The organism is Methylopila musalis (assembly GCF_042679725.1).
Lineage (GTDB): Bacteria > Pseudomonadota > Alphaproteobacteria > Rhizobiales > Methylopilaceae > Methylopila > Methylopila musalis.
In genome coordinates, this window is sequence record NZ_JBHTMX010000016.1 from 1 (window position 1) to 24282 (window position 24282).

At 70.3% G+C, this 24282-nt stretch carries 19 protein-coding genes; 5 read left to right on the top strand and 14 right to left on the bottom strand.

What is annotated here, in order from left to right:
* Together ACFQ4O_RS04040 and ACFQ4O_RS04045 are read right to left on the bottom strand one after the other, a co-directional pair.
* Nucleotides 1-668: L-threonylcarbamoyladenylate synthase (locus ACFQ4O_RS04040; protein ID WP_378774364.1), on the bottom strand; the 668-nt coding region annotated here is incomplete at its 3' end.
* Nucleotides 669-1147: 479 nt separating this feature from the next.
* On the bottom strand, nt 1148-1927 hold the full coding sequence (locus tag ACFQ4O_RS04045) for a hypothetical protein (protein ID WP_378774365.1): 780 nt from the start codon (nt 1925-1927) through the stop codon (nt 1148-1150).
* A gap of 349 nt (nt 1928-2276) precedes the next feature.
* Between ACFQ4O_RS04045 and ACFQ4O_RS04050 the strand changes: the two genes are divergently transcribed.
* The gene (locus ACFQ4O_RS04050) at nt 2277-3524 is read left to right on the top strand and encodes an MFS transporter (RefSeq protein ID WP_378774366.1); all 1248 of its coding nucleotides are present in this window, start codon (nt 2277-2279) and stop codon (nt 3522-3524) included.
* Here ACFQ4O_RS04050 and ACFQ4O_RS04055 read toward each other — a convergent pair.
* Both ACFQ4O_RS04055 and ACFQ4O_RS04060 read right to left on the bottom strand, forming a co-directional pair.
* Nucleotides 3506-4945: a UdgX family uracil-DNA binding protein gene (locus tag ACFQ4O_RS04055; RefSeq protein ID WP_378774367.1), complete on the bottom strand. Its 1440-nt coding sequence runs from the start codon at nt 4943-4945 to the stop codon at nt 3506-3508. The genes ACFQ4O_RS04050 and ACFQ4O_RS04055 overlap by 19 nt on opposite strands.
* On the bottom strand, nt 4942-6174 hold the full coding sequence (locus tag ACFQ4O_RS04060; protein WP_378774368.1) for a putative DNA modification/repair radical SAM protein: 1233 nt from the start codon (nt 6172-6174) through the stop codon (nt 4942-4944). The genes ACFQ4O_RS04055 and ACFQ4O_RS04060 overlap by 4 nt, the downstream gene beginning before the upstream one ends.
* A 275-nt stretch (nt 6175-6449) precedes the next feature.
* Between ACFQ4O_RS04060 and ACFQ4O_RS04065 the strand changes: the two genes are divergently transcribed.
* The 4 genes from ACFQ4O_RS04065 (at nt 6450) to ACFQ4O_RS04080 (ending at nt 9478) form a co-directional block, all read left to right on the top strand.
* A complete protein-coding gene (locus ACFQ4O_RS04065; RefSeq protein ID WP_378774369.1) occupies nt 6450-6638 on the top strand; it encodes a YegP family protein in 189 nt (62 codons plus the stop codon).
* 27 nt (nt 6639-6665) lie between these two features.
* Nucleotides 6666-7814 carry a DNA cytosine methyltransferase gene (locus ACFQ4O_RS04070; RefSeq protein WP_378774370.1) on the top strand — a complete coding sequence of 383 codons (1149 nt, stop codon included), beginning with the start codon at nt 6666-6668 and terminating at the stop codon, nt 7812-7814.
* A complete protein-coding gene (locus ACFQ4O_RS04075; protein WP_378774371.1) occupies nt 7811-8239 on the top strand; it encodes a very short patch repair endonuclease in 429 nt (142 codons plus the stop codon). Before ACFQ4O_RS04070 ends, ACFQ4O_RS04075 begins: the two co-directional genes overlap by 4 nt.
* A gap of 204 nt (nt 8240-8443) precedes the next feature.
* Nucleotides 8444-9478 (top strand): GGDEF domain-containing protein, encoded by a 1035-nt coding sequence (locus tag ACFQ4O_RS04080; RefSeq protein ID WP_378774372.1) that lies wholly within the window; start codon nt 8444-8446, stop codon nt 9476-9478.
* Nucleotides 9479-9500: 22 nt separating this feature from the next.
* Here ACFQ4O_RS04080 and lepA read toward each other — a convergent pair whose 3' ends face one another.
* The 10 genes from lepA to ACFQ4O_RS04130 all read right to left on the bottom strand — a co-directional run bounded on the left by lepA (nt 9501) and on the right by ACFQ4O_RS04130 (nt 24250).
* Nucleotides 9501-11306, bottom strand: coding sequence for a translation elongation factor 4 (gene lepA / locus ACFQ4O_RS04085; RefSeq protein ID WP_378774373.1), 1806 nt, complete (start codon nt 11304-11306; stop codon nt 9501-9503).
* Between the two features lie 58 nt (nt 11307-11364).
* Nucleotides 11365-13185 carry an aminopeptidase P family protein gene (locus ACFQ4O_RS04090; RefSeq protein WP_378774374.1) on the bottom strand — a complete coding sequence of 607 codons (1821 nt, stop codon included), beginning with the start codon at nt 13183-13185 and terminating at the stop codon, nt 11365-11367.
* 68 nt (nt 13186-13253) lie between these two features.
* Nucleotides 13254-14096: a universal stress protein gene (locus ACFQ4O_RS04095; protein ID WP_378774375.1), complete on the bottom strand. Its 843-nt coding sequence runs from the start codon at nt 14094-14096 to the stop codon at nt 13254-13256.
* A gap of 96 nt (nt 14097-14192) precedes the next feature.
* Nucleotides 14193-15065, bottom strand: a complete 873-nt coding sequence (locus tag ACFQ4O_RS04100; protein WP_378774376.1) for a 50S ribosomal protein L11 methyltransferase — start codon at nt 15063-15065, stop codon at nt 14193-14195.
* Nucleotides 15066-15222: 157 nt separating this feature from the next.
* Nucleotides 15223-16527: a UDP-glucose dehydrogenase family protein gene (locus tag ACFQ4O_RS04105; protein WP_378774377.1), complete on the bottom strand. Its 1305-nt coding sequence runs from the start codon at nt 16525-16527 to the stop codon at nt 15223-15225.
* Nucleotides 16528-16788: 261 nt separating this feature from the next.
* Complete coding sequence (glgA, locus tag ACFQ4O_RS04110) at nt 16789-18231, bottom strand: glycogen synthase GlgA (protein WP_378774378.1); 1443 nt, start codon at nt 18229-18231, stop codon at nt 16789-16791.
* A 135-nt stretch (nt 18232-18366) separates the two neighbouring features.
* Nucleotides 18367-18990 (bottom strand): hypothetical protein, encoded by a 624-nt coding sequence (locus ACFQ4O_RS04115; protein ID WP_378774379.1) that lies wholly within the window; start codon nt 18988-18990, stop codon nt 18367-18369.
* A 3-nt stretch (nt 18991-18993) separates the two neighbouring features.
* Nucleotides 18994-20256, bottom strand: coding sequence for a glucose-1-phosphate adenylyltransferase (glgC, locus tag ACFQ4O_RS04120; protein ID WP_378774380.1), 1263 nt, complete (start codon nt 20254-20256; stop codon nt 18994-18996).
* Between the two features lie 114 nt (nt 20257-20370).
* Nucleotides 20371-22881 (bottom strand): glycogen/starch/alpha-glucan phosphorylase, encoded by a 2511-nt coding sequence (locus ACFQ4O_RS04125; protein ID WP_378774381.1) that lies wholly within the window; start codon nt 22879-22881, stop codon nt 20371-20373.
* Between the two features lie 139 nt (nt 22882-23020).
* Nucleotides 23021-24250, bottom strand: a complete 1230-nt coding sequence (locus ACFQ4O_RS04130) for an ornithine decarboxylase (protein ID WP_378774382.1) — start codon at nt 24248-24250, stop codon at nt 23021-23023.
* Nucleotides 24251-24282: the final 32 nt, after the last annotated feature.

Here is a 24282-nt window from a genome sequence, read left to right on the forward strand (position 1 = left end):
GGCGCCGCGTCGAACGGGCGTCCCAGCGCGCGCTCGATCTCGGCCCGGGCGAGCCCGCCCGGCCGCAGCAGCCGCACACGGCCGTCGAGGCAGGCGACGATGGTCGATTCCACGCCGACGGAGGTGGCACCGCCGTCGAGCACCGCGTCGATGCGGCCGTCGAGATCGGCGAGCACATGGGCGGCGGTGGTGGGGCTCACCCGGCCGGAGCGGTTGGCGGAAGGCGCGGCGACGGGGCGGCCCGCGGCCCCGATCACCGCGCGGGCGACGGGATGGCCCGGAACCCGCAACGCCAGCGTGGGCAGGCCGGAGCGGGCGAGATCGCTCACCGCGCAGCTCTCGACCGCCGGGACCACCAGCGTCAGCGGGCCGGGCCAGAACGTGCGCGCCAGCCGCTCGGCCGCCGCGTCGAACCGGCCGAAGCGGCGGGCCTCGGCGGTGGAAGCGACATGTGCGATCAGCGGGTTGAAGGCGGGCCGGCCCTTGGCGGCGTAAAGCGCCGCGACCGCGCGGGCGTCGGTGGCGTCGGCGCCGAGGCCATAGACCGTCTCGGTCGGGAAGGCCACGAGCCCGCCTCGCGCCAGCAGCCGGCCGACCTCCGCCGTCTCCGCCGGAACGAGCCGGGCGGTGGCGCGGGGCGCTAGGGGCGGCGCGGCGGGTTCGGTCACGTCCTCAGGGCCTCGGAACGGAGCAGGGGCGACGGGGGTCTTGTGCGCTCCGGGACGAGCGCGCGCAAGCGGCGCGACATGCTGCGCCCGCAGGACCGGTCGACGCCGATCGCGGAAGGGGAGGCGGACGACAAGATCGAGCCGACCGAGGTCTCATCCGGACGTCGTTGTCCGGAAGTCGTCGTCCCATTGTCGTGTTGTGGAACGATCTCGTCTGTTGTTTCGTTGACTGAGCAAATCAGCGGACATGCCTGCGGAACTGTCTCCCAGGCATGTTCAACCAAAGTTGTGCAGGAGTTTACATCATGCACCCTCTGTCTGGCACCCCGTTCGCGTTTTGGATGACCGCCATGTCCTGGTGGATGACCACGCGAAGCCTATAACGCGGTCGAGAAGACCGTCTGGCGCCGGGTGCGGCGAGAAAAGGGCGTCCCACGGGACGCCCTTTTCTTATGCGCCGGTTACGGACAGCGCGCCGGTCACGACAGCCAGATTTCCAGCGTGCCCCGGCGCGGGGCGACCGCCTTGCGCCGGAAGTCCTGAGTGAGGGGCGCCGCGCCGTCCATGTCCTTGAGCGCGCTTTCCAGCCGCGCCGCCGCGTTCTCGTCGCCGTCATAGAAGAACCGCACCATGTCGCGCAGCACCGCATGGGGCACGCCGCGGATGGCCGCCACCTCCACGCCCTGGCGCCGCAGCGCCTGCGTCAGGCTTTGCGCCCGGCGTCGCGCCTCCGGATCGTTCGTGCGCACGTAAATGAACACCCGCACGGTCTCCCCGCCGGCGGACGGCGCCGGCGCCTCCGCCTGCTCGGAGACGGTCGAGGGCTCGGCGGCGGCCGTCTCATTCGTCGCGTCGGGATCGTCTCGCACATCGGACGGCGACAGCGGCGCGGTTAGGTCCGCGACCTCCTTCTCCAGCGCCTCCCGTTTCGCCGAAAGCTCCTGAAGGCGCCGCTCCTCCGCTTCCGCCGCGGCGATCGCCGCGAGCTGTCGCCGCTCGATCGCGGACAGGTCCGCATCGGCGGAGACCGCGGCGACGGCGTTCGCGGGCGAGGGCGTCCGGGGCGCGTCCTCCGTTGCAGCGGCCGGTCCCCGCGCGCCGCCGAACGCCGCCCAGGCGGCGAAGACGCCCGCCGCAAGGGCGAGGATCAGCAGGATTGGACGTTTTGGCCACTTGGCCGCCTGCGCCTCCCGCTGCATGAACGCAGACGCGCCCGAAGGCGGCGCGGGATCGCGAGACATCGCCACCGACGTGGTCATAGGGGGCGCTCCTTGGCTCCGGCTCGCAAACGGTCATAGCGCGCGCCGCTGGCCGATCCAGCCGCATCGCCAAGAAACGGCGACGGATTCATGGCTTTGTTGCGGTGCAATATCAGCCTTTTTCATGTGCAACTGCACGCTAAAAATCCAAGACTGCCAGCTCGTCGCGCCGGGTCAGGGCGCCAGATAAACGCATGACAGCAATGCATGACGTTGCGTTGCAGCATGAACGGGGAGCCGATATACCTCAACTCGTGTCTGGCTCTGGTCGGACGCAGCCCTCCTTGGGCGTTTCCTCCCTAGACTTTGGGCCGGCTTGCCGGCCCTTTTTTTTGGCCGGAGCGGATCCATGACGAGCGCGACCGCGGACGCGGGTTTCTCGACGAACAGCCCGCAACAGCTCGAAGCGCCGGTCGCCGCGCCCTACGGCGCCGCCGCAGGCCAGATCGCGCTGGCGATCGGCGGCCTCGCCATCGGCACCGGCGAATTCGCCGCCATGGGCGTGCTGCCCGAAGTGGCGCGCGACGTAGGCGTCACCATTCCCGAAGCGGGGCACCTGATCAGCGCGTATGCGCTCGGCGTGGTGGTGGGCGCGCCGCTGCTCGCGATCGCGCTCTCCTCCGCCCCCCGCCGTGGGCTGCTCATCGGGCTCATGCTGTTCTTCACGCTGGGCAATCTGGCGAGCGCGCTCGCCCCCGGCTATCTCACAGCCAATCTCGGCCGCTTCGTTGCGGGCCTGCCCCACGGGGCCTATTTCGGCGTCGCCTCGCTGGTGGCGGCCTCCCTCGTGCCGCCGAACCGCCGCGCCCAGGCGGTCGGCAACGTGCTGCTCGGCCTCAGCGTCGCCAATGTGGTCGGGGTGCCGCTCGCCACCTGGCTCGGGCAGACCTTCGGCTGGCGCGCCACCTTCGTGGCGGTGGCGGCGCTCGGCTTGCTGACGGCGCTCGCCGTGCGCCTATGCCTGCCCCGCATCGCCGCGCCCATGGGCGCGAGCCCCGCGCAGGAGCTCACCGCCTTTCTGAAGCCGCAGGTCTGGCTGACGCTCGGCGTCGCGGCCATCGGTTTCGGCGGCATGTTCTCGGTCTACAGCTATCTGGCGCCGACCCTGACCGAGGTCACGGGCCTTGCGTCCGGCGCGGTCCCGCTGATGCTCGCGATCCTCGGCTGCGGCATGATCGCGGGCAACATCGCCGGCGGCTATTTCGCCGACCGCGCGCTGAAAGCCACCATCCTCGGGACGCTGATCTGGAACGCGATCGCGCTTGCGGCTTTCTCGGTCACCTCCTCCTGGGTCTGGCTCGCGGCGCCGAACCTGTTCCTGATCGGCGGCTGCCTCGCCATCGGACCTGCGCTGCAGACGCGGCTGATGGATGTGGCCGCCGACGCCCAGACGCTGGCCGCGGCGCTGAACCATTCCGCCTTCAACCTCGCCAACGCGCTCGGCGCCTGGCTTGGCGGGCTGGTGCTGCTGCTGGGCTACGGCTGGACCGCGCCGGCCTGGGTCGGCGTGGCGCTGGCGCTCGGCGGCGTCGTTGTGGCGCTCGCCTCCTTCGCGCTGGAGCGGCGCGACGCGGCTCATCACGCGGCGCCGAGATAGGGAACCGCGAGTCGCAGATCCGCGACGAAGCGGGCGTACTCCTGCGCCTGCGCGTCCGGGTCGGGGAGCCGCAGCAGATAGGACGGGTGCACCGTGATCAGCACCGCCGCGTCGTCGTCCAGCTGCTCCACCCGACTGCGCCGCTGCCCGAGCGTGACCGGCGCGCCGAGCACCGCCCGCGCCGCCGTCGCGCCCATGGCCACCACCAGTCTGGGCTTCAGCAGCGCGCGCTCCCGCGCAAGCCAGGGGCCGCAGGCCCGGATCTCGTCCACCTTGGGCGAGCGGTGCAGGCGGAACTTGCCCCGCGGCTCGAACTTGAAGTGCTTCACCGCATTGGTGAGGTAGAGTCTTGACCGCGTCAGGCCGGCGTCCGCTGACGCCCTGTCGAACAGCGCGCCGGCGGGCCCCACGAACGGCCGCCCCGCGATGTCCTCCCGGTCGCCTGGCTGCTCGCCGACCACCATCACCGTGGCGTCCGGCGGCCCCTCGCCGGGCACCGCCTGAGTCGCGGGCGCCCATAGCGGGCAGGCCCGGCAACTTTCCAACTCATCGTGCAGGGCGGCGAGCGTGTTCGGCGCTGCTAAGGGCGGCGGCGGGGTCTCGCGCGCCTGCAACCGGGTCGGGTTCGGCCTCGGTTCCGCCGGAACCGCGTCCGTCATCGCCTGCGTCACCTGACCGGCTTTCGCGATGAGCGCAGGGATGAGCGAGGCCTCGGGCAGGTTGCGCCAGTACTTCTGCGGCATCTCGGAGTGCATGGCGGCCACCTTCAGCCGAGCGGGATTGAAGATGCTGGCGTAATAGGCGCGCCAGACCTCCTCCATGGCGTCGTCCGCCGGCGCGTCGGAGCGCAAGGCGCCGGGGCCGAACACAAGGTCCTGCCCATCCCAGCAGGCCGAGCGCGACGGGGTCAGGATGGTCCAGCGCATGGCCGCGAAACGGCGCACGAAGAACGGCGCGGTCGCCTCAAGGATGTGATGGTCCGGCTCGAACCAGGCCATGAACGCGTTCTCGCCGGTCGTCCGAAAGCGCACGAAAGCGGTCATCTTGTGCGCGTCGCGGCGCACCGCCTTCGCCAGCGCGTGGGCCCTCACCACATCCGGATCGGCGGCGTCGCCCAGCGCCGAGCGGTCGGCGGCCACGCGGCGCAGCAGGCGATAGCAGAGGTCGAACCGGCTCGGATCGGAATGGAGCAAGGTCTTGTCCGCAAGCGCCAGAAACGCCCGCGGCACCGATCGCGTGGGCGCTTCGCCCGAGGAGGCCAAAGGCTCCGGGCCGGCGTCCGCGAACAGGTCGTTCTCCCCGCCCGCCACCTGCCAGACCACATCCTCGGCCGGGGCGTCGCGCGCCAGCAGCGCCCGGGCCGCCGTGCGCCAGCCGGCGACGTCGGCCTCATGGGCGAGCGTGACGCGCCGGGGCGTCACAGGCTGAGCGCCAGCTGGCGCGGCGGCGGAACCAGCCGATCGCGCAGGTTCGCCGCGTCCAGCAGACCGGGGCGCGGGCGATGGTCGGCGGCGGTGAGAAACGGCAGCGCCTTGCCAAGCGGCGTGCGCATGCGCTTCAGGTCCTCGACCCGCAGCGCGCGGAAGCGGCGGGCGCTGAGGATGCGCTCCACGGTGGTCTTTCCAAGGCCCGGCGCCCGCAGCAGCTCCTCGCGCGAGGCGCGGTTGACGTCGAGCGGGAACAGACCGCGATGGCGCAGCGCCCAGGCGAGCTTGGGATCGAGCGCGAGATCGAGCATGCCGCCCGCTTCGGTGATCTCCTCGACCGAGAAGCCGTAGAACCGCATCAGCCAGTCCGCCTGATAAAGCCGGTGCTCGCGCATGAGCGGCGGCGCCTTTGGCGGCAGCCGGGAGCTGGCGTCCGGAATGGGGCTGAAGGCGGAGTAATAGACCCGCTTCAGGCGATAGGAGCCGTAGAGATTGGCGCTGGTCTCGAGCGTGGTGCGGTCGTCGCTGTCGTCTGCGCCCACGATCATCTGCGTGCTCTGCCCGGCGGGGGCGAAGCGGGGCGCGCGGGCCTCGGCGCGGGAAGCGTCGATGCGCCCTCGCAACGTCGCCATGCTCCGACGCACTGCGCGCGCGTCCTTCTCCGGCGCCAGCCGGGACAGGCCGGCCTCCGTCGGCAGCTCGAGATTGATGGACAGCCGGTCCGCGTACAGCCCGGCCTCGGCCAGCAGCGCAGGGTCGGCGTCCGGGATGGTCTTGAGGTGGATGTAGCCGCGAAAGCCGTGGTCCAGCCGCAGGGATTTCGCAACCCGGACCACCTGCTCCATGGTGTAATCTGCGCTTCGCACGATGCCGGACGACAGAAACAAACCTTCGATGTAGTTGCGGCGGTAGAAGTCGAGCGTGAGTTTGACCACCTCCTTCACGGTGAATCGCGCCCGCGGCACGTTGCTCGACGCGCGGTTGATGCAATAGAGGCAGTCGAAGGCGCAGGCGTTGGTCAGGAGGATCTTGAGCAGCGAAATGCAACGCCCGTCCGGCGCGTAGGAATGGCAGATCCCGGCGCCTTCGGTCGATCCGAGACCCTGCGCGCCGCCGCCGGGACGGGACGGACCCGAATGACGGCGATCGGTCCCGCTCGATGCGCAGGACGCATCGTATTTGGCGGCATCAGCGAGGATGGTCAGCTTGGCGGCGATGTCCACGAGCGCGTCCTGTTAGGCCTTCTGTTTTTCATATGTTCCATTATTGTTCTTGTCAACGGCAGGCCGTTCTGCTCAGAGTGTTGTCTGTCGGGAGGATCGCCGTCGCGTGCCGGCGAGATGGAGGATGGCGGCGGTGGCGGCCCGTGGCGTCTGCGGGCGGCCGGACCGCAGACGGCGGCTGGGGGAGTTTGCCTGGATTGCGTTCCCGAAATTTTGACGTGGGCTCGAGACGCGGCCTAATCTGCTGCGGGCGGTGATTCCTTGGGGATTTTGCGATGTACAAGTTCCAGATTTACAAGGACAAGGCTGGCGAATACCGGTTCCGTTTCGTCGCCTCCAACGGGCAGACGCTGTTCGCTTCGGAAGGGTACAAATCCAAGGCGTCGGCTCTGAGCGCGATCGAGTCGATCAAGAAGAACACGCCCGGTGCGGCGACGGACGACACCACCACCGCGGTGGCCTGACGGTTCCAGACTGGAACGACGCCGGCGATGGACGATTTCACGTTTTACGAGTTCTTCGCCGGCGGCGGCATGGCGCGTGTCGGGCTGGGGCCCGGCTGGCGCTGTTCGTTCGCCAATGACCTGAGCCCGAAGAAGGCGGCGGCCTACCGCGCCAACTGGGGCGATGACGATCTGCATGTGGGCGACGTGCACGATCTGAGCGCGGCGCAGACGCCGGGGCGGGCGGACATGGCCTGGGGGTCGTTCCCCTGTCAGGACCTGTCGCTGGCGGGCGCAGGCGCAGGGCTTGAGGGCGCGCGGTCCGGCGCGTTCTGGGGGTTCTGGCGTCTGATCGAGGCGCTTCGCGCGGAAGGCCGGGCGCCGCGGACGCTGGTGCTGGAGAACGTCTGCGGCGCGCTGACGTCCCGTGGCGGGCGCGATTTCGCGTCCATCGGCGCGGCGCTCGCGGGGGCCGGCTATCGGTTCGGCGCGCTAGTGATCGACGCCGCACTGTTTCTGCCGCAGTCGCGGCCGCGGCTGTTTATCGTCGGCTTTCGGGAGGCGGCGGCCGCCGGCTTCGCGCCGCAGACGTCCGGCCCTCAGGCGCCGTGGCATCCCAAAGCGCTGGTCGCGGCCTGGTCCGGGATGAGCGACGAGGCCAAGCGCGCGTGGGTCTGGCTGTCGCCCCGTCCGCCGCGCGCCAATGTGGCGCGCCTCGATGACGTGATCGAGGATGCGCCCGCGGGGGTGCGGTGGCGGTCCGCGGCGCAGACCGAGGACCTGCTGGCGCTGATGGCGCCGTTGCATCGGGCGCGGGTCGCGGCGGCCGCGGCGTCCGGCGAGCGTCGCATCGGCACGGTCTATCGCCGGATGCGGCGGGATGCGTCGGGCGTGAAAGTCCAGCGGGCCGAGGCGCGGTTCGACGGGATCGCCGGCTGTCTGCGCACGCCCGCGGGCGGCTCCAGCCGGCAGACCCTGCTGGTGATCGAGAATGGCGTCGTGCGCAGCCGCCTGCTGTCCGCGCGGGAGGCGGCGCGGCTGATGGGCCTGCCGGACGATTATGTTTTGCCGGCGAACTACAGCGACGCCTACAAGCTTGCCGGCGACGGGGTGGCGGCGCCGGTGGTGCGGTTTCTGGCCGAGCAGGTGCTGGAGCCGGCGCTCGGGCGGCCCGCGCCGGCCCGGATCGCGGGGTGACGGCCGAGACGCCGGAGCATCGCTCCGCCGTCATGCGCGCGGTGAAGGGGCAGGACACCCGGCCCGAAATGCTGGTGCGCCGGGCGGCTCACGCTCTCGGCTACCGCTTCCGCCTCCACGCCAAACAGTTGCCCGGCTCGCCGGATCTGGTGTTCCCGGCGCGCCGCAAGGCGATCTTCGTGCACGGCTGCTTCTGGCACGGGCATGACTGCGCCCGCGGCGCGCGCGCTCCCAAGACCAATGCGGACTATTGGCGCGCCAAGATCGCCCGCAATACGGCGCGGGATAAGCGCGCGCTGGCGCAACTCATCGATCTCGGCTGGGACGTTCTGGTGCTGTGGGAGTGCCAGTTGAAGCCGCCCGCGGCGCTGGCCGAACGCCTTGTCGGCTTTCTTGGAGAGCGGCGCCCGACGCCGTCGTCGTGACGCGGGGAGGGGTGAAACCGTCCGCAATTATGCGACTATCGTACTACGGGCGTTGTGTCGCAGCGTGGGATGTTAGCGGTCCCGTCTCGGAAAAAGAGGCCCTATAACGCCTTCTGCGCCCGGTCGAGCGTCCCGCCGCCGGTGGTTCAAGGGAGAAGCGCGCCCATGGCGTCATGCCGTCCTCCGAATGCCTCGCAGCCCCAGATGGCCGCCTGCCTTTCGCCGGAACGGGAGGATCTCCGCCTCGCGGCGCTGCGCTCCTACGATCTGCTCGACACCCCGCAGGAGGAGGCGTTCGACCGCCTGACCCGACTAGGGCAGCGCCTGTTCGACACGCCCATCGTGCTGATTTCGCTGATCGATCGCGATCGGCAGTGGTTCAAGTCGCGATGGGGCTTCGAGGCGCGGGAGACGCCGCGCGCGCCGGCCTTCTGCGATCTCGCCATCCGTAAGGCCGATCCGCTGGTGGTGCCGGACGCGACCCGGGACGCCCGCTTCGCCGAAAACCCGTTCGTGCTCGGCGCGCCGCACATCCGTTTTTATGCGGGCGCGCCGCTGCGCACCGCGGAGGGGTTCGCGCTGGGCGCGCTCTGCGTCATCGACACCAAGCCGCGCGCGTTCGGCGCACGGGACGTGGGCGCGCTCCGGGACCTTGCGGGCGTGGTCATGAACACGTTCGACCTTCGCCGTCAGGTCGCCACCGACGCCCTTACGGGCGTGCTGTCGCGCCGCGCGTTCCGGGAGGAGGCGCGGAGCGGGCTCGAGGCCGCCAAGCGGCTCGGCGCGCCGTTCAGCCTCGTCACGTTCGATCTCGACCGCTTCAAGGCGGTGAACGACACCCATGGCCACATGACGGGCGATCAGGTGCTGCGCCGGGCGGCTGCGGCCTGCCATGGCGAGCTCAGGGCCGGCGATCCGCTCGGGCGGCTCGGCGGCGAGGAGTTCGCGGTGGCGCTGCCAGTGGCCGCGGCCGAGGCGCTGGAGGTGGCGAAGCGGTTGCAGGCGGTGATCGCGGCGCAGGTGTTCGACGGCGCCGAGGGCCCCTTCCAGGTCACCGCCAGCTTCGGCGTGGCGTCGTGGCCGGATGCGGGCGCGAGCCTCGACGATCTGATGGCGGCGGCGGACGTCGCGCTCTACGCGGCCAAGGGCCAGGGTCGCGACTGCTGCGTGCTGGCGGAGCAGGAGTGCTTCGCGCCCATTAATCCTACTGCGGGACTGCGGCCCGAGGAGCGCGCCTGACGGACGGCGGCCCCGGCCGCCGTCATTCGTCCATCTTCAGCGCGGCGATGAAGGCTTCCTGCGGGATCTCCACGCGGCCGAACTGACGCATCTTCTTCTTGCCGGCCTTCTGCTTGTCCAGCAGCTTGCGCTTGCGGCTGGCGTCGCCGCCGTAGCACTTGGCGGTCACGTCCTTGCGCAGCGCGCGGATGGTCTCCCGGGCGATGATCTTGCCGCCGATCGCGGCCTGCACCGGGATCTGGAACAGGTGCGGCGGGATCAGCTCCTTGAGCTTCTCGCACATCACCCGGCCGCGGGCCTCGGCGCGGGTGCGGTGCACCAGCATGGAGAGCGCGTCCACCGGCTCCGCGTTCACGAGGATCGACATCTTCACCAGATCGCCCACGCGGTAATCGGTGATGTTGTAGTCGAACGAGGCGTAGCCCTTGGAGATGGACTTCAGCCGGTCGTAGAAGTCAAACACAACCTCGTTCAGCGGCAGGTCGTAGACCACCATGGCGCGCTTGCCGACATAGTTGAGGTCGATCTGCACGCCGCGCCGGTCCTGGCACAGCTTCAGCACCGCGCCGAGATAGTCGTCCGGCGTCAGGATGGTGGCGCGGATCCACGGCTCGGCGATCTCGGTGATCTTCATCACGTCCGGCAGATCGGCCGGGTTGTGGAGATCGATCTCCGAGCCGTCGGCCATGCTGATCTTGTAGACCACCGACGGCGCGGTCGCGATCAGGTCGAGGTTGAACTCGCGCTCCAGCCGCTCCTGGATGATCTCCAGATGCAGCAGGCCGAGGAAGCCGCAGCGGAAGCCGAAGCCGAGCGCGGCCGAGCTCTCCATCTCGAAGGTGAAGCTGGCGTCGTTCAGGCGCAGCTTGCCCATGGCGGCGCGCAGGTCGTCGAAGTCGGCGGCGTCCACGGGGAACAGGCCGCAGAACACCACCGGCTGGGCGGGACGGAAGCCCGCCAGCATCTCGGAGGTTTGGCGCTTTTCTTCCGTGATGGTGTCGCCGACGCGGGTGTCGGCCACCTCCTTGATGGAGCCGGTGAGGAAGCCGATCTCGCCGGGGCCGAGCTTCTCCACGTCCGTCATCTTGGGCGTGAACACGCCGACCTTGTCCACGTCGTAGATGGCGCCGGTGCCCATCAGGCGGATCTTCATGCCCTTCTTCAGCACGCCGTCCACCACGCGCACCAGCACGACGACGCCGAGATAGGCGTCGTACCAGCTGTCCACCAGCATGGCCTTCAGCGGCGCGGCCACGTCGCCCACGGGCGGCGGCAGGCGCTTCACGATCGCCTCCAGCACCAGATCGATGCCGATGCCGGTCTTGGCGGAGATCGGCACCGCGTCGGAGGCGTCGAGGCCGATCACCTCCTCGATCTGCTCCTTGATGCGGTCGGGCTCGGCCGCGGGCAGGTCGATCTTGTTCAGGACCGGCACGATCTCGTGATTGTTGTCGAGCGCCTGATAGACGTTGGCGAGGGTCTGCGCCTCCACGCCCTGGCTCGCGTCCACCACCAGGAGCGAGCCCTCGCAGGCCGCGAGGCTGCGCGAGACCTCGTAGGCGAAGTCCACATGGCCCGGCGTGTCCATGAGGTTGAGGATGTAGGTCTGGCCGTCCTCGGCCTTGTAGGTCAGGCGCACGGTCTGCGCCTTGATGGTGATGCCGCGCTCCTTCTCGATCTCCATGGAGTCGAGAACCTGTTCGGTCATCTCGCGCGCCTGAAGTCCGCCGGTCTGCTGGATCAGGCGGTCGGCGAGCGTGGACTTTCCATGGTCGATGTGGGCGACGATGGAGAAGTTGCGGATGTTGGTCTGGGGCGCGGCGGTCATGGCCGCGCGGATAGCAGGGACCGCGCGACTCGGCAAGGAGATCAGGGGCCGCGGCGGCTCACAGCGGCGCGCAGGCGGCTTCCAGCCAGCGCGCGGTCGCCGGATCGACCAGCGGCGCGACCTCGGCCCGCACCCGGGCGTGGTAGGCGTCGAGCCATGCGCGCTCGTGCGGGCTGAGCAGAGCGGGCAGAATGGCGCGACGGTCGATCGGCGCCAGCGTCAGGGTCTCGAAGCCCAGCATCGGCCGCTCGGCGCCCGGAACGGCGCGCGGCTCCACCAGCACCAGCGTCTCGGTGCGGATGCCGTAATGGCCCTCGCGGTAGTAGCCGGGCTCGTTGGAGAGGATCATGCCCGGCTCCAGCGGCGTGGTCCCGAGCTTCGAGATGCGCTGCGGCCCCTCATGCACTGAGAGATAGGAGCCGACGCCGTGGCCCGTGCCGTGGTCGAAGTCGAGGCCCGCCTCCCACAGCGGCCGACGCGCGAAGGCGTCGATCTGGGCGCCGGACACGCCCTTCGGAAACACCGCGGTGGAGATGGCGATGTGGCCCTTCAGCACGCGGGTGAAACGGTCCTTCATCTCGTCGCCGGCGTCGCCGATGACGACGGTGCGGGTGACGTCGGTGGTGCCGTCCTCGTACTGGGCGCCGGAATCGATCAGGTAGAAGCCCGGCGTCAGCGGGGCGTCGCTGGCGCGGGTCACCCGGTAATGGGGCAGGGCGGCGTTGGGGCCGGCGGCGGAGATGGAGGGGAAGGACACGTCCTTCAGCCGGCCCGTCTCCCGGCGGAAGGTTTCGAGCGCCGCGGCGCTCGAAATTTCGGTCAGGCCGCCCTTGGGGGCCTCCGTGTCGAGCCAGGCGAGGAAGCGGCAGAGCGCGGCGGCGTCGCGCAGATGCGCGGCGCGGGCGCCGGCGATCTCCACCTCGTTCTTCACCGCCTTGAGCTTCGCCACCGGGTCCGCGCCCCGCTGCAGTATGGCGCCCGCAGCCTCCAGCCGGCGCGCGAAGGAGGCGGCGGTCGCTCCGGCGTCGATCCGCACGGTCGCCCCTGCCGCGCCCAGCGCGTCGAGGCTGGCGGGCAGGGCGCTGGGCTCGGCCACATCCGCCAGCGTCTCCAGCACCACGCGCACGGCGTTGGAAAGCTTGGAGCCGTTGATATACACGGTTGGTCTGCTGTTCGCCGGGATCACCGCGAAGCCGAGCGGCAGCGGCGTGTGCGCCACGTCCGCGCCGCGGATGTTGAAGGTCCAGGCGAGCGCATGGGCGTCGGCGGTGAATAGGGCGTCGGCCCGCGCGTCGGTCAGCGCCTCGCGCAGACGGTCGAGCTTGGAGGCGGCGTCCTCGCCGGCGAAGGCGATGTCGTGCAGCTGCACAGGCGTCGACGGCGGGGCCGGGCGGTCGGTCCATTCCGCGTCGACTGGATTGGCGTCGAGCGCGACCAGCCGGGCGCCGGCGGCGCTCGCGGCCCTCTCCAGCCGCTCGAGGCCCTCCAACGTGTGGAGCGCCGGATCGTAGCCGATCGTCCAGCCCGGCGAGAGATGGGCCTTCAGCCAGTCGCCGGGGGTGGTCTCGCCCACGTTCACCGTCTCGAAGGCGGCGGCGTCCACCTGCGTCCGCGCCTGAACGGTGTAGCGCCCGTCCACGAACAGCGCGGCCCGCTGCTTCAGCACGACGACGAAACCGTAGGAGCCGGTGAAGCCCGTCAGCCACGCCACCCGCTCGGCGCAGGCCGGCAGATACTCGTTCTGGTGCTCGTCCGCCCGCGGCAGCAGGAACCCGTCGAGGCCAAGCGCGTCGAGCCGAGCGCGCAGGCGCTTGAGCCGCGGCGCGCCTTGGCCCGGATCGGCGGTTTCCTCGAACGACTGGAACACGGCTTCGAACATGACGGTCTCCTCGCGCCGAACGGCGTTGTAAGCCAGTTCGGCGCGAGGCGCATCCGCCTGCGCGGCCGTCAGTGCGCCAGCAGCAGCGGGACCGGGCTCTCGCTCAGCATGCGCTGGGTGACGCCGCCGAACAGCCATTCCAGCAGAGAAGAGCGGGCGAAGGCGCCCATGACGATCAGGTCGGCGCGCACGAGCCCGGCCTGTTCGCGCAGACTTGCGCCCACGTCGTCGCCAGCGGGCAGCTCCTTGACCACGGCGTTGACGCCGTGGCGGCCGAGCGCGACCGCGAGGTCCGCGCCCGAGGCGCTGCGCGACAGGTCCTTCTCGCCCACGTAGCACACGATCTCGACCGTCTCGGCGGCGCGCAGCAGGGGCAGGGCGCCCGCGACCGCGCGGGAGGCCGGCTCGCTGCCGTCCCAGGCCACCAGCACATGGCGGGCGGCGAAGGTCTCCGCACCCTTGGGAACTACGATGGCGGGCCGGCCGCCGGCGAAGATCAGCGAGCGCAGCAGGCCGCCGTCGACGGTCAGCACGCTCGCGTCCGCGTCGAGGATGACGAGATCGCTGACCCGCGCCTGCGCCAGCAGCCGGTCGCGCAGCTCGGCGTAGGGGAGCTGGGGCGCCTCGGTGACGCAGGCGACGCCGCCAAGCGCCGCGCTGCGCCGGGCCTCGTCCGCCACCCGCTCGGTGAGCGCGCGCAGACGCGTGTTCTCGGCCGCGATCAGGCCGCCCGCGGTGGCGCCGCCGCGGCCATGGGGCAGATCCAGCGGCACCGAGGCGGAGTGGATCAGCAGGCGCGCGTCCGCGGCCGCCGCCAGCGACAGGCCGTAGGCGAGCGCGGCCGAGCGTTCGCCCTCGCCCTCTTCCGTGGCGGCGACCAGGATGTTCTTGACGTTCGCGATCAGCGGCATGGAACCTGTCCTCCGAGGGTGTCTCGGGACCGTTCGTGCCGATTGAAGCCCGCCGCGCCGATGATCTGGATCAAGCGGCGCGATCACGCTTGCGTGTCAGGCGGCGAGCACCAGCGTGGACCAGCCCTCGAGCTGGCGCGCGACCACGAGACTGAGGCCCTCCGCGCGGTAGGCGTCGAGCACGCGCTCCTCCTCATGGGTCATGAGGCCGGACAGCACCACGCGGCCGCCCTCCGCCAGATGGCGCTTCACGTCGGGCGCGAGCTCCACCAGCGGGCCGGCGAGGATGTTGGCGACGATCAGGTCGAACGGCCCGCGGGCGGCGAAGACCGGATGGTCGAAGCCGGTGGCGTGCACCGCCTCCACGAAGGCGCCGGCGCCGTTGGCCTCGGCGTTCTCGGCCGCGATCGTGACCGAGGTCTCGTCGATGTCGGTGGCGAGCACGGGCCCGCGCTGGGCCAGCGCGACGGCGATGGCGAGCACGGCGGTGCCGGTTCCGAGATCGAGCACGCGCTCGAAGCGGCGCTCGGTCAGCAGCTCGTCCAGCGCCAGCAGGCAGCCCCGGGTGGTGCCGTGATGGCCGGTGCCGAAGGCGAGCGCGGCCTCGATCTCGATGCCGATGGCGTCGGCCGGGATCTTGTCCCGGTCGTGGGAGCCGTAGACCACGAAGCGGCCGGCGGGCACGGGCGCGAGGCCTTCGAGGCTCTTCGCCACCCAGTCCGCCTCCTCGATGGCGTCCGCCTCGATGCGCAGGCCGGCGCTTTCCGGGCCGAGCGCCTCGCGCAGCGCGGAGGCCAGCTCCTCCGCCGTGGCGTCCGGGCCGCCATAGACCTCCACCGCCCATTCGTCCTTGGCGGTCTCGAAGGCGGAGACGGAGGCCTCGCCGAAGGGGAAGGCGTCCTCCAGCACGTCGGCCACGCGCTTGGCGGTGGCTTCGTCGAGACGCAGGCGGACGAGCGGGGTGGACATGGGCGGCTCCCGGTGGTGACGGCGGACCAGCCGCGCCGGCACGCTTATGGACGGAAATTTCGGGCGCGCAAGGGCGCGTGATCCGCGCCGAAACGCGCGAAGGCCGGCGGAGGGCGTCCGCCGGCCTTCGGAGACGGTGCGGTTCGTCGGGCCGGGATCAGCCGATGCCGACGCCCTGATACTGGAAGCCGCGCTCCACCATGTCGTCCTTGCGGTAGACGTTGCGCAGGTCGACCACGATCGGGGTCTTGAGCAGGCTCTTGACGCGGGCGAGGTCGAGCGCGCGGAACTGGTCCCACTCGGTCAGGATCACCAGCGCGTCCGCGCCGTCGACCGCCGCGTAGGCGTCGGCCACGTAATCCACGTTCGGCAGGTGCGGCTTGGCCTGGGCGACCGATTCCGGGTCGAAGGCCTTCACCTTGGCGCCGGCGGCTTCGAGCGCCGGGATGATGGCGAGCGACGGCGCCTCGCGCATGTCGTCGGTGTTCGGCTTGAAGGCGAGGCCCAGCACGCCGATCGTCTTGCCCGTGAGGTCGCCGCCGAGGGCGTCCTTGATGCGCTCCGCCATGGCGAGCTTGCGGGCCTCGTTGACCTCCTCGACCATCTCGACGATCCGGATCGGGGTGCCGAAGTCACGCCCGGTGCGCACCAGCGCGCGGGTGTCCTTCGGGAAGCACGAGCCGCCGAAGCCGGGGCCGGCGTGCAGGAACTTGGAGCCGATGCGGCCGTCGAGGCCGATGCCGCGCGCCACTTCCTGCACGTTCGCGCCCGCCTTCTCGCAGAGATCGGCGATCTCGTTGATGAAGGTGATCTTGGTCGCGAGGAAGGCGTTGGCGGCGTACTTGATCAGCTCGGCCGTGCGGCGGCCGGTGAAGACCAGCGGTGCGACGTTGAGATAGAGCGGGCGATACAGCTCCTCCATCACGTCCTTGGCGCGCTCGTCCTCGACGCCGACCACGATGCGGTCCGGGCGCTTGAAGTCGCCGATGGCGTTGCCTTCGCGCAGGAACTCCGGGTTGGAGGCCACGGAGACGTCCGCGTCCGGGCGGGTCTCCTTGATGATGCGGGCGACCTCGTCGCCGGTGCCGACCGGCACGGTCGATTTGTCCACGATCACCGTGTAGCCGTCGACCGCGTTGGCGATCTGGCGGGCGGCCTCGTAGACATAGGTGAGGTCCGCATGGCCGTCGCCGCGGCGGGACGGGGTGCCGACGGCGATGAACACCGCGGCGGCGCCCTTCACGGCGGGCCCGAGATCGGTGGTGAAGGTGAGGCGGCCGGCCTCGACGTTGCGGGCGACCAGATCGTCCAGGCCGGGCTCGTAGATCGGCATGACGCCGTTCTTCAGGCCTTCGATCTTGGCGGCGTCGGTGTCGACGCAGATGACTTCATGTCCGAAGTCCGCGAAGCAGGCGCCCGAAACAAGCCCCACATAGCCAGAACCGATCATCGTGACGCGCATGCGGCCATCGTCCCCCTGAGGTCCAAAGACGCCGAGCGGTTCCAAGGCGCAGCCTTCGCCCGGCGCGCCGCTTCTTTTCGAGCGGCTTCCCGTCTTAGGGGAGCCCCTTCGCAAACGCAACACAGGCCGGTGATCGCCGCGGGGCTGGGCCCTGGCCCCCTTGCGCGCCGCCGTCCGGGCCAAGACGCTGACGGCAAAGGCAGGTTTGGCCGCGACGCGGCGGGCGGGCCTGCGCGACGTCCCGTCGCGCTGGACAGAATGTCAGACCGCGGCGGCGAGGCGGCGGTAGAGATCGGCGTAGGCCGCGGCGGAGGCGTCCCACGACACGTCGGAGCGCATGCCGTTGCGCTGGATGCGCGCCCACACCTCCGGCTGGGCGTGCAGGGCCGCGACGCGGCGCAGGGCGGCCTCGAGCGCGGCCTGATCGCCGCTCGGGAACTGCACGCCGGTGGCGACGCCCGCCGACAGCGCGGCGGGGTTGGCGTCGATCACCGTGTCGGCGAGCCCGCCCACCCGCGCCACCACCGGCACGGCGCCGTAGCGCAGGGCGCAGAGCTGGGTCAACCCGCAGGGCTCGAAGCGCGAGGGCACGAGCACCGCGTCGGCGCCCGCCTGCAGCAGATGGGCGCGGCGCTCGTCATAGCCGATGAAGACGCCGATCCGGTCCGGATGCCGGGCGGCGAGCGCCCGGAAGCGCTCCTCCAGCCACGCCTCTCCCGATCCGATCAGCGCCAGCGACCCGCCGCTCTCCAGCAGCGTGGGCGTGGCCTCCGCCAGCAGGTCGAGCCCCTTCTGGCTCGACAGCCGGCTGACCACGCCGAACAGCGGACCGTCGCCGAGATCGAGCCCGAAGCTCCGGGCGAGCGCGCGCCGGCACACGTCGCGGCCTTCGGGATTTGCGGCGGAGAACGGCGCCGGCAGCGCGGAATCCGCCTCCGGGTTCCAGACGCCGACGTCGATGCCGTTGAGGATGCCGGACACGTCCGCCGCCCGCGCCCGCAACAGCCCGTCGAGGCCGAGCCCGCCGTCCGGCTGCAGGATCTCGCAGGCGTAGGTGGGCGAGACGGTGGTGATGTGGTCGGCGAACTGGAGCGCGGCCTTCAGGAAGCCGACGCCGCCGAAATACTCCACGCCCTCGATCGCCATGGCTTCTGGCGGCAGCCGCAGCGCCGCGCGCAGGCTTTCGGGAAACCAGCCCTGAAAGGCCATGTTGTGGATGGTGGCGACCGTCTTCGGGCGCGGGGCCGGCGCATAGGCGAGATAGGCGCCCGCAAGCCCCGCCTGCCAGTCGTGCATGTGGACGATCTCGGGCGCGGGAAGCCCGGTCGCGCCGCGTCCGATCTCGGCGGCGGCGTAGCCGAGGGCGGCGAAGCGGAAGGCGTTGTCCGGCCAGTCACGCCCGTCCGGCCCCACATAGAGGCCGCCGTCGCGGGCGTAGAGATGGGGCGCGTCGAGCGCCAGCACGTCGAGCCCCTTCGCTGTCGCGGCCACGACGCGGGCGGGCCCGCCGAACAGATCGTCGAACCGAGCCGCCACCACGCCGTCGAGCAGCGCCGCCATCACCGCCGGATAGCCGGGCAGCAGCGTGCGCACCGCGACGCCGTGGGGCGCGAGCGCGGCCGGCAGAGCGCCCGCCACATCCGCGAGCCCTCCGGTTTTGACGAGCGGGAAGACTTCGGACGCGACGGCGAGGACGGAGGTCATGGGAATCCGGCGAAACGGCTGTTGCGACGCAAGGTTAGCGGCTTGGCGCCGGTTTGGAAATTGAGCTTCGTCATACGGCGCGCGAGGTTCGGGCGCCCGCGGACGCCAAAAGCTCCGCCGGCCCCCGCTGAGCCGTCACAGCGCCTCCTGAGGGGGCGCGGCGGGCCTTGCGCGGCCGCAAGGGTCGTCCTGCCGTTCGGCGACGCTGAGCCACAACGCGAACTGTTCCGTGTCGAAAGCGAAAAGGACACCGGTCTGGCAGTTCCGCGCGTTGCGCGCCGTCGTCCGGGCGGTGTGCAGGACCAACGGATGGAGCTGGTCCACATACGGGATGTTGTAGCGCCCCGTGCTCATCAGATCGTGTCGCAGCAGCAGAAACGTCCGGATCAGCGCTGCCTGCTCCGCCTCCGTCAGCGTGCCGACGGCGAGCACCACGTCGCATTTGCGCTGCGCGGTCGGCGCGCGGACCACATCGTTTTCAAAGATCGCGAAACGGCCGCCGTCTTTTATCCATGCGTTCTCGCGAGCCGGCCGAAAGCCCCGATCGGCTCTCAAGCCGGCCGTCGGCGTGTAAGGCTCAAGGCCCGCTGTGCTCACCTGCGTTTCACGCTCGACCGAGGCGATGCAGCGTTCCGCGAGATCCCGCCATTCGGCGCTGACGCGGTCGCGCGGCTCCCGCTCCATCAGGGCGCGAGCGCCAAGCCCCACGGCGAAGCATCCGATCAGGACCGCCGCCACTGAGCCGATGCGGAAGCCCAAGGGTCAGAGCCTGTCGATCATCGACTGGGTGATGAGGCAGACGCCCTTCTTGGTGCGGCGGAAGCGCTGGGCGTCGAGCTTGGGGTCCTCGCCGACCACGAGCTTCTCGGGGATCTTCACGCCGCGGTCGATCACCACGTTCTTCAGTCGGGCGTGGCGGCCGATGTCCACGTAAGGCAGCACCACGGCGCGGTCGATCTCGGCGAAGGAGTTGGCGCGCACGCCGGTGAACAGCAGCGACTCCCTCACCCCCGCGCCGGAGACGATGCAGCCGCCGGACACCAGCGACGACACCGCGCGGCCGCGCCGCTCCTCGGTGTCGTGGATGAACTTCGCCGGCGGCGTGATCTCGGCGAAGGTCCAGATCGGCCAGTCGTGATCGTAGAGGTCGAGCGCCGGGATGAAGTCGGTGAGGTCGATGTTGGCCTCGAAATAGGCGTCCACCGTGCCCACGTCCCGCCAGTAGGGCTCTTCCTCCGTGCTGGAGCGCACGCAGGAGCGGGAGAAGTGGTGCGCCACAGCTTTGCCGTGCTTCACGATCTCGGGGATGATGTCCTTGCCGAAGTCGTGGGACGAGTTCGGATCCTCCGCGTCCTTGCGCAGCAGGTCGAACAGGAACGGCGTGTCGAACACGTAGATGCCCATGCTCGCGAGCGCGATGTCGGGCTTGCCGGGCATCGCGGGCGGGTCCTTGGGCTTCTCAAGGAAATCGACGATGCGGTCGGTCTCGTCCACATGCATCACGCCGAAGCCGGACGCCTCCGCGCGCGGCACCTCGAGGCAGCCGACGGTGACGTCGGCGCCGCACTCCACATGCTGGGCGAGCATCAGCTCGTAATCCATCTTGTAGATGTGGTCGCCCGCCAGGATCACCATGTGGCGCGGGGCGTAGTCCTCGATGATGTCTAGGTTCTGATAGACCGCGTCAGCGGTCCCCAGGTACCACGCTTCCTCGGACACGCGCTGGCTCGCCGGCAGGATGTCGAAGCTCTCGTTCCGCTCGGTGCGGAAGAAGTTCCAGCCGCGCTGCAGGTGGCGGATGAGGCTGTGGGCCTTGTACTGGGTGGCGACGCCGATGCGGCGGATGCCGGAATTGAGCGCGTTCGAGAGCGCGAAGTCGATGATGCGGGTCTTGCCGCCGAAATAGACCGCGGGCTTGGCGCGGCGATCGGTCAGCTCCATCAGGCGCGAGCCCCGTCCGCCCGCGAGCACATAGGCCATGGCTCCGCGCGCATAGGGCGGACCGAGCGGCGTTTTCGCGACCATCAGGCGCATTCCCCCTTGAACCATGTCAGCCGAGCGTCCTCGCCCCGGCGCGCGTGGCGCCGGCGGCGGGCGTCGTTTCCGGGCTGTCAGCCCGTTGTGAAGATAGTGGCCGGATCAGCGGCTTGCAGGCGTCACGCCCCAAATATCGTCCGCATATTCCCCGATGGTCCGGTCGGAGGAGAACCAGCCCACCTTGGCGGTGTTGATGACGCTCGACTTCATCCAGGCCGCCCGGTCGCGCCACAGCTTGTACACCCGCCGCTGGGCGGCGAAATAGGCGTCGAAGTCGGCCGTCACCAGGAACGTGTCGTGGTTCAGGAGCCCGTCCACGAGGCCCTGATAGCGGTTCGGATCGTCGGGCGAGAACACGCCGTTGCGGATCGACTCCAGCACCTCCCGCAGCATGGACGAGGCCTCCACCGCGGCGCGGGCGTCGTAGCCGCGGCGCTTGCGCGCCTCGACCTCCTGCGCGGTCAGGCCGAAGATGAAGATGTTCTCGTCGCCCACATGCTCCTTGATCTCCACATTGGCGCCGTCGAGCGTGCCGATGGTGAGCGCGCCGTTGAGCGCGAGCTTCATGTTGCCGGTGCCCGACGCCTCCATGCCGGCGGTGGAGATCTGCTCGGACAGGTCCGCGGCGGGGATGATGATCTCCGCAAGACTGACGTTGTAGTTCGGCAGGAAGGCCACCTTCAGCAGGCCGCGCACGGTGGGGTCCGAGTTCACCACCCGCGCCACGTCGTTGGCGAGCTTGATGATGAGCTTGGCCTGATGGTAGCTCGCCGCCGCCTTGCCGGCGAAGATCTTCACCCGCGGCATCCACGCCCGCATGGGCTGGGCGCGCATGGCGTTGTAGATCGCCACCGTCTCCAGAATGTTCAGGAGCTGGCGCTTGTACTCGTGGATGCGCTTGATCTGGACGTCGAACAGCGCGTCCGGATCGACCTGGATGTCGAGCCGGTCGGCGATCACCCGGGCGAGCGCCACCTTGTTGGCGCGCTTGGCGTCGATCAGCCGCTCGTGCAGGCCGGAGTCGGTCGCCATGCCGGCGAGCCGGTCGAGCCGCATGGGGTCGTCCAGCACCTCTGGGCCGACCGCGTCGATCAGGATCGAGGTCAGGCCCGGATTGGCCTGGGCGAGCCAGCGGCGGAAGGTGATGCCGTTGGTCTTGTTGACGATGCGGTCCGGATGCAGCCGGTGCAGATCGCGGAACACGGTCTGCTTCATCAGGTCGGTGTGCAGCGCCGACACGCCGTTGATCTTGTGCGATCCGGTGAAGGCGAGCTGGCCCATGCGCACCCGGCGGCCGTTGCTCTCGTCGATCAGCGAAATCGAGGCCAGCAGGGCGTCGTCGCCGGGATGGCGCTTGCGGGCGGCGTCGAGCGCCAGCGCGTTGATCAGGTAGATGATCTGCATGTGGCGCGGCAGCAGCCGCTCCATCAGCGGCACGGGCCAGCTCTCCAGCGCCTCCGGCAGAAGGGTGTGGTTGGTGTAGGAGAAGGTGGCGAGCGTGATCGGCCACGCCTCGTCCCAGCTGAGGCCGTGGACGTCGATCAGCAGGCGCATCAGCTCCGGCACCGCGATGGCGGGGTGGGTGTCATTGAGCTGGATCGCCACGTGATCGGGCAGGGAGCGCAGGTCGCCCCACTCCTCCAGATGGCGGCGGACGAGGTCCTGCAGCGAGCCGGAGACGAAGAAATACTCCTGCCGCAGCCGCAGCTCCTGGCCGGCGGGCGTCTCGTCGGAGGGGTAGAGCACCTTGGAGATGGACTCGACCCGCACCCGGTCGGCCAGCGCCCCCACATAGTCGCCGCGGTTGAAGGCCTCGAGCTTGATCTGATCGCCGGCGCGCGCGGACCAGAGCCGCAGCGTGTTCACATGCCGGCCGCGCCAGCCGACCACGGGCGTGTCGAAGGCCACCGCCTCCACCGTCTCGGCCGGGCGCCAGACGTGCCGGGCGACGCCGCCCTCGGTCACCTGCTCCACATAGCCGCCGAAGCCGATGGGATAGTCGATCTCCGGATGGGCGAACTCCCACGGATTGCCGAAGGACAGCCAGTCCTCCGGATATTCCTGCTGCCAGCCGTCGCGGATGCCCTGACGGAACAGGCCGTGGTCGTAGCGGATGCCGTAGCCAAAGGCGGGCACGCCGATCGAGGCCATGGAATCCATGAAGCAGGCGGCAAGACGGCCGAGGCCGCCATTGCCGAGCGCCGCGTCCGGCTCGGCAGTGCGGATGCGGTCGAGATCGACGCCGAGGCCGCTCAGGGCTTCGCGGGCCACTTCGGTCAGGTTGAGATTGTTCAGCGCGTCGAACAGCAGCCGCCCGATCAGGAACTCCAGCGACAGGTAATAGACCCGCTTCTGGGGTTTATTCTCCTTGGAGGCGTGGTCCACGATCCATCGGTCCACGATGCGGTCGCGCACGGCGTAGGTGGTGGCCACGAACCAGTCGCGGGGGCTCGCGGTCTCCGGTGAGCGGCCGACCGAATAGGTCAGCTCCGCGAGAATCTCCTTCTGCAGCCGCTTGACGTCGACGCCGGGATCGGGCGCGCCCGCGGGGGCGGCCTCGCGCACGGGGCGGCGGGCCGCCTCGGGATCGATCGGGGTCGGAACGTCGTTCATACGAGGGCTCCCGCTGGGCGTTGCGTCGTCAAAGGCGTCGTCCGCGCCAGTGAGGCACGCTCCTTGCCCCATGGCAAACACCGCAATGCGGCATGGGCGCCTAAATTCTGTGCGACCTTTGATCGCGCCCAACTCCGCGTCAGCCCGCGCCGCCGCGCGGCTCCAGCGTGGCCGCGCCGTCCGCGGGCCCGCCTTCGCCAAAGGAGCGCTCCACCTCCACAAAGTCGTCCGGATAGAAGCCGTTGAAGCGGGTGCGAAGCGCGAGGCTGTAGGCGCCGATATGGCCGATCTCGATCCAGTCGCCGGTCTCCACCGTGTCCGGCAGCCAGAACGGGCGGGAGAGGATGTCGACGCTGTCGCAGGTCGCGCCGCAGATGCGGAACGGCGTCAGCCTGGACGTGGCCGCGCGCGCCCGGCGGGGTCGCGCCGGGTCCGTGATCACGCGGGCGGGCAGGGTGATCTTGCCGGTCCAGGAATCCGACAGCGAGCTCCAGATCCCGTCGTTGATGTAGAGCCGCTGGCCCTTCTTCAGCAGCACGCGCACCACCACCGACAGGCAGCGCGCCACCATCACTCGGCCGGGTTCGGCGACCAGCGGCAGCGAACCCAGGCCCCATTCGTCGATCTCGGTCTGCACCCGGCGCACCAGATCGCCGACCGGAGGCGGCGGCGGCGCGGGTCGCCGCGGATCATGGCCGTAAGGGGCGGGGAAGCCGCCGCCGATGTCGAGCGCCGCGATCTCCACCCCGGCGCGGCCCTTCACCCAGGCGGCGGAAGCGACGGCGCGCTCGTAGGAATCGAGGTCCTCCACCTGGCTTCCCACATGGAAGGTGAGGCCGGCGCGGAAGCCGATGCGGTCGATGCGCCGCAGCAGCTCCACTGCATGGGCGGGCGCGGCGCCGAACTTCTTCGACAGCTCGTAGGCCGCATGGCCCTTGGTCGCGAGCCGGACGAACAGCGTCACCTCGTCCGGCGCGAGATCGAGCGCGCGCACGACGCGCAGGATCTTCGCCACCTCGTCCTCGTGATCGACGGCCACCGAGCGGATGCCATAGGTCTCCAGCGCGAGCCGGATGTCGGAGGCCGCCTTCACCGGGTGCATGTAGAACTGCGCGGCCTCGGGCGCGGCGGCCCGCGCCGCGGCGAACTCCGCCGGGCTCGCCACGTCGAAGGCCGCGACGCCGGCGCGGGCCAGCGTCTCCCGCACGAAGGGTTCGCCGTTGGTTTTGACCGCGTAGGCCGTGACGCCCCGGAACGCGTCGAGAAAGGCGCGCGCGTCGGCGGTCAGCGTGTCGGGCGCGAAGGCGTAGACGGGACGGTCCGGCCGCAGGGCGAGGGCGGCGTCACGGGCGGTCGGAAAGCGCTGCATTCGGGCGTGGGCCTCCGGTCTCAAGGCGGGCG

Coding starts and splice junctions, on each gene's coding strand:
- ACFQ4O_RS04045 (WP_378774365.1), bottom strand. CDS start 1,927: ATGACCACGTCGGTGGCGATGTCTCGCGATCCCGCGCCGCCTTCGGGC.
- ACFQ4O_RS04050 (WP_378774366.1), top strand. CDS start 2,277: ATGACGAGCGCGACCGCGGACGCGGGTTTCTCGACGAACAGCCCGCAA.
- ACFQ4O_RS04065 (WP_378774369.1), top strand. CDS start 6,450: ATGTACAAGTTCCAGATTTACAAGGACAAGGCTGGCGAATACCGGTTC.
- ACFQ4O_RS04070 (WP_378774370.1), top strand. CDS start 6,666: ATGGACGATTTCACGTTTTACGAGTTCTTCGCCGGCGGCGGCATGGCG.
- ACFQ4O_RS04080 (WP_378774372.1), top strand. CDS start 8,444: ATGGCCGCCTGCCTTTCGCCGGAACGGGAGGATCTCCGCCTCGCGGCG.
- lepA (WP_378774373.1), bottom strand. CDS start 11,306: ATGACCGCCGCGCCCCAGACCAACATCCGCAACTTCTCCATCGTCGCC.
- ACFQ4O_RS04090 (WP_378774374.1), bottom strand. CDS start 13,185: ATGTTCGAAGCCGTGTTCCAGTCGTTCGAGGAAACCGCCGATCCGGGC.
- ACFQ4O_RS04095 (WP_378774375.1), bottom strand. CDS start 14,096: ATGCCGCTGATCGCGAACGTCAAGAACATCCTGGTCGCCGCCACGGAA.
- ACFQ4O_RS04100 (WP_378774376.1), bottom strand. CDS start 15,065: ATGTCCACCCCGCTCGTCCGCCTGCGTCTCGACGAAGCCACCGCCAAG.
- ACFQ4O_RS04105 (WP_378774377.1), bottom strand. CDS start 16,527: ATGCGCGTCACGATGATCGGTTCTGGCTATGTGGGGCTTGTTTCGGGC.
- glgA (WP_378774378.1), bottom strand. CDS start 18,231: ATGACCTCCGTCCTCGCCGTCGCGTCCGAAGTCTTCCCGCTCGTCAAA.
- glgC (WP_378774380.1), bottom strand. CDS start 20,256: ATGGTCGCGAAAACGCCGCTCGGTCCGCCCTATGCGCGCGGAGCCATG.
- ACFQ4O_RS04125 (WP_378774381.1), bottom strand. CDS start 22,881: ATGAACGACGTTCCGACCCCGATCGATCCCGAGGCGGCCCGCCGCCCC.
- ACFQ4O_RS04130 (WP_378774382.1), bottom strand. CDS start 24,250: ATGCAGCGCTTTCCGACCGCCCGTGACGCCGCCCTCGCCCTGCGGCCG.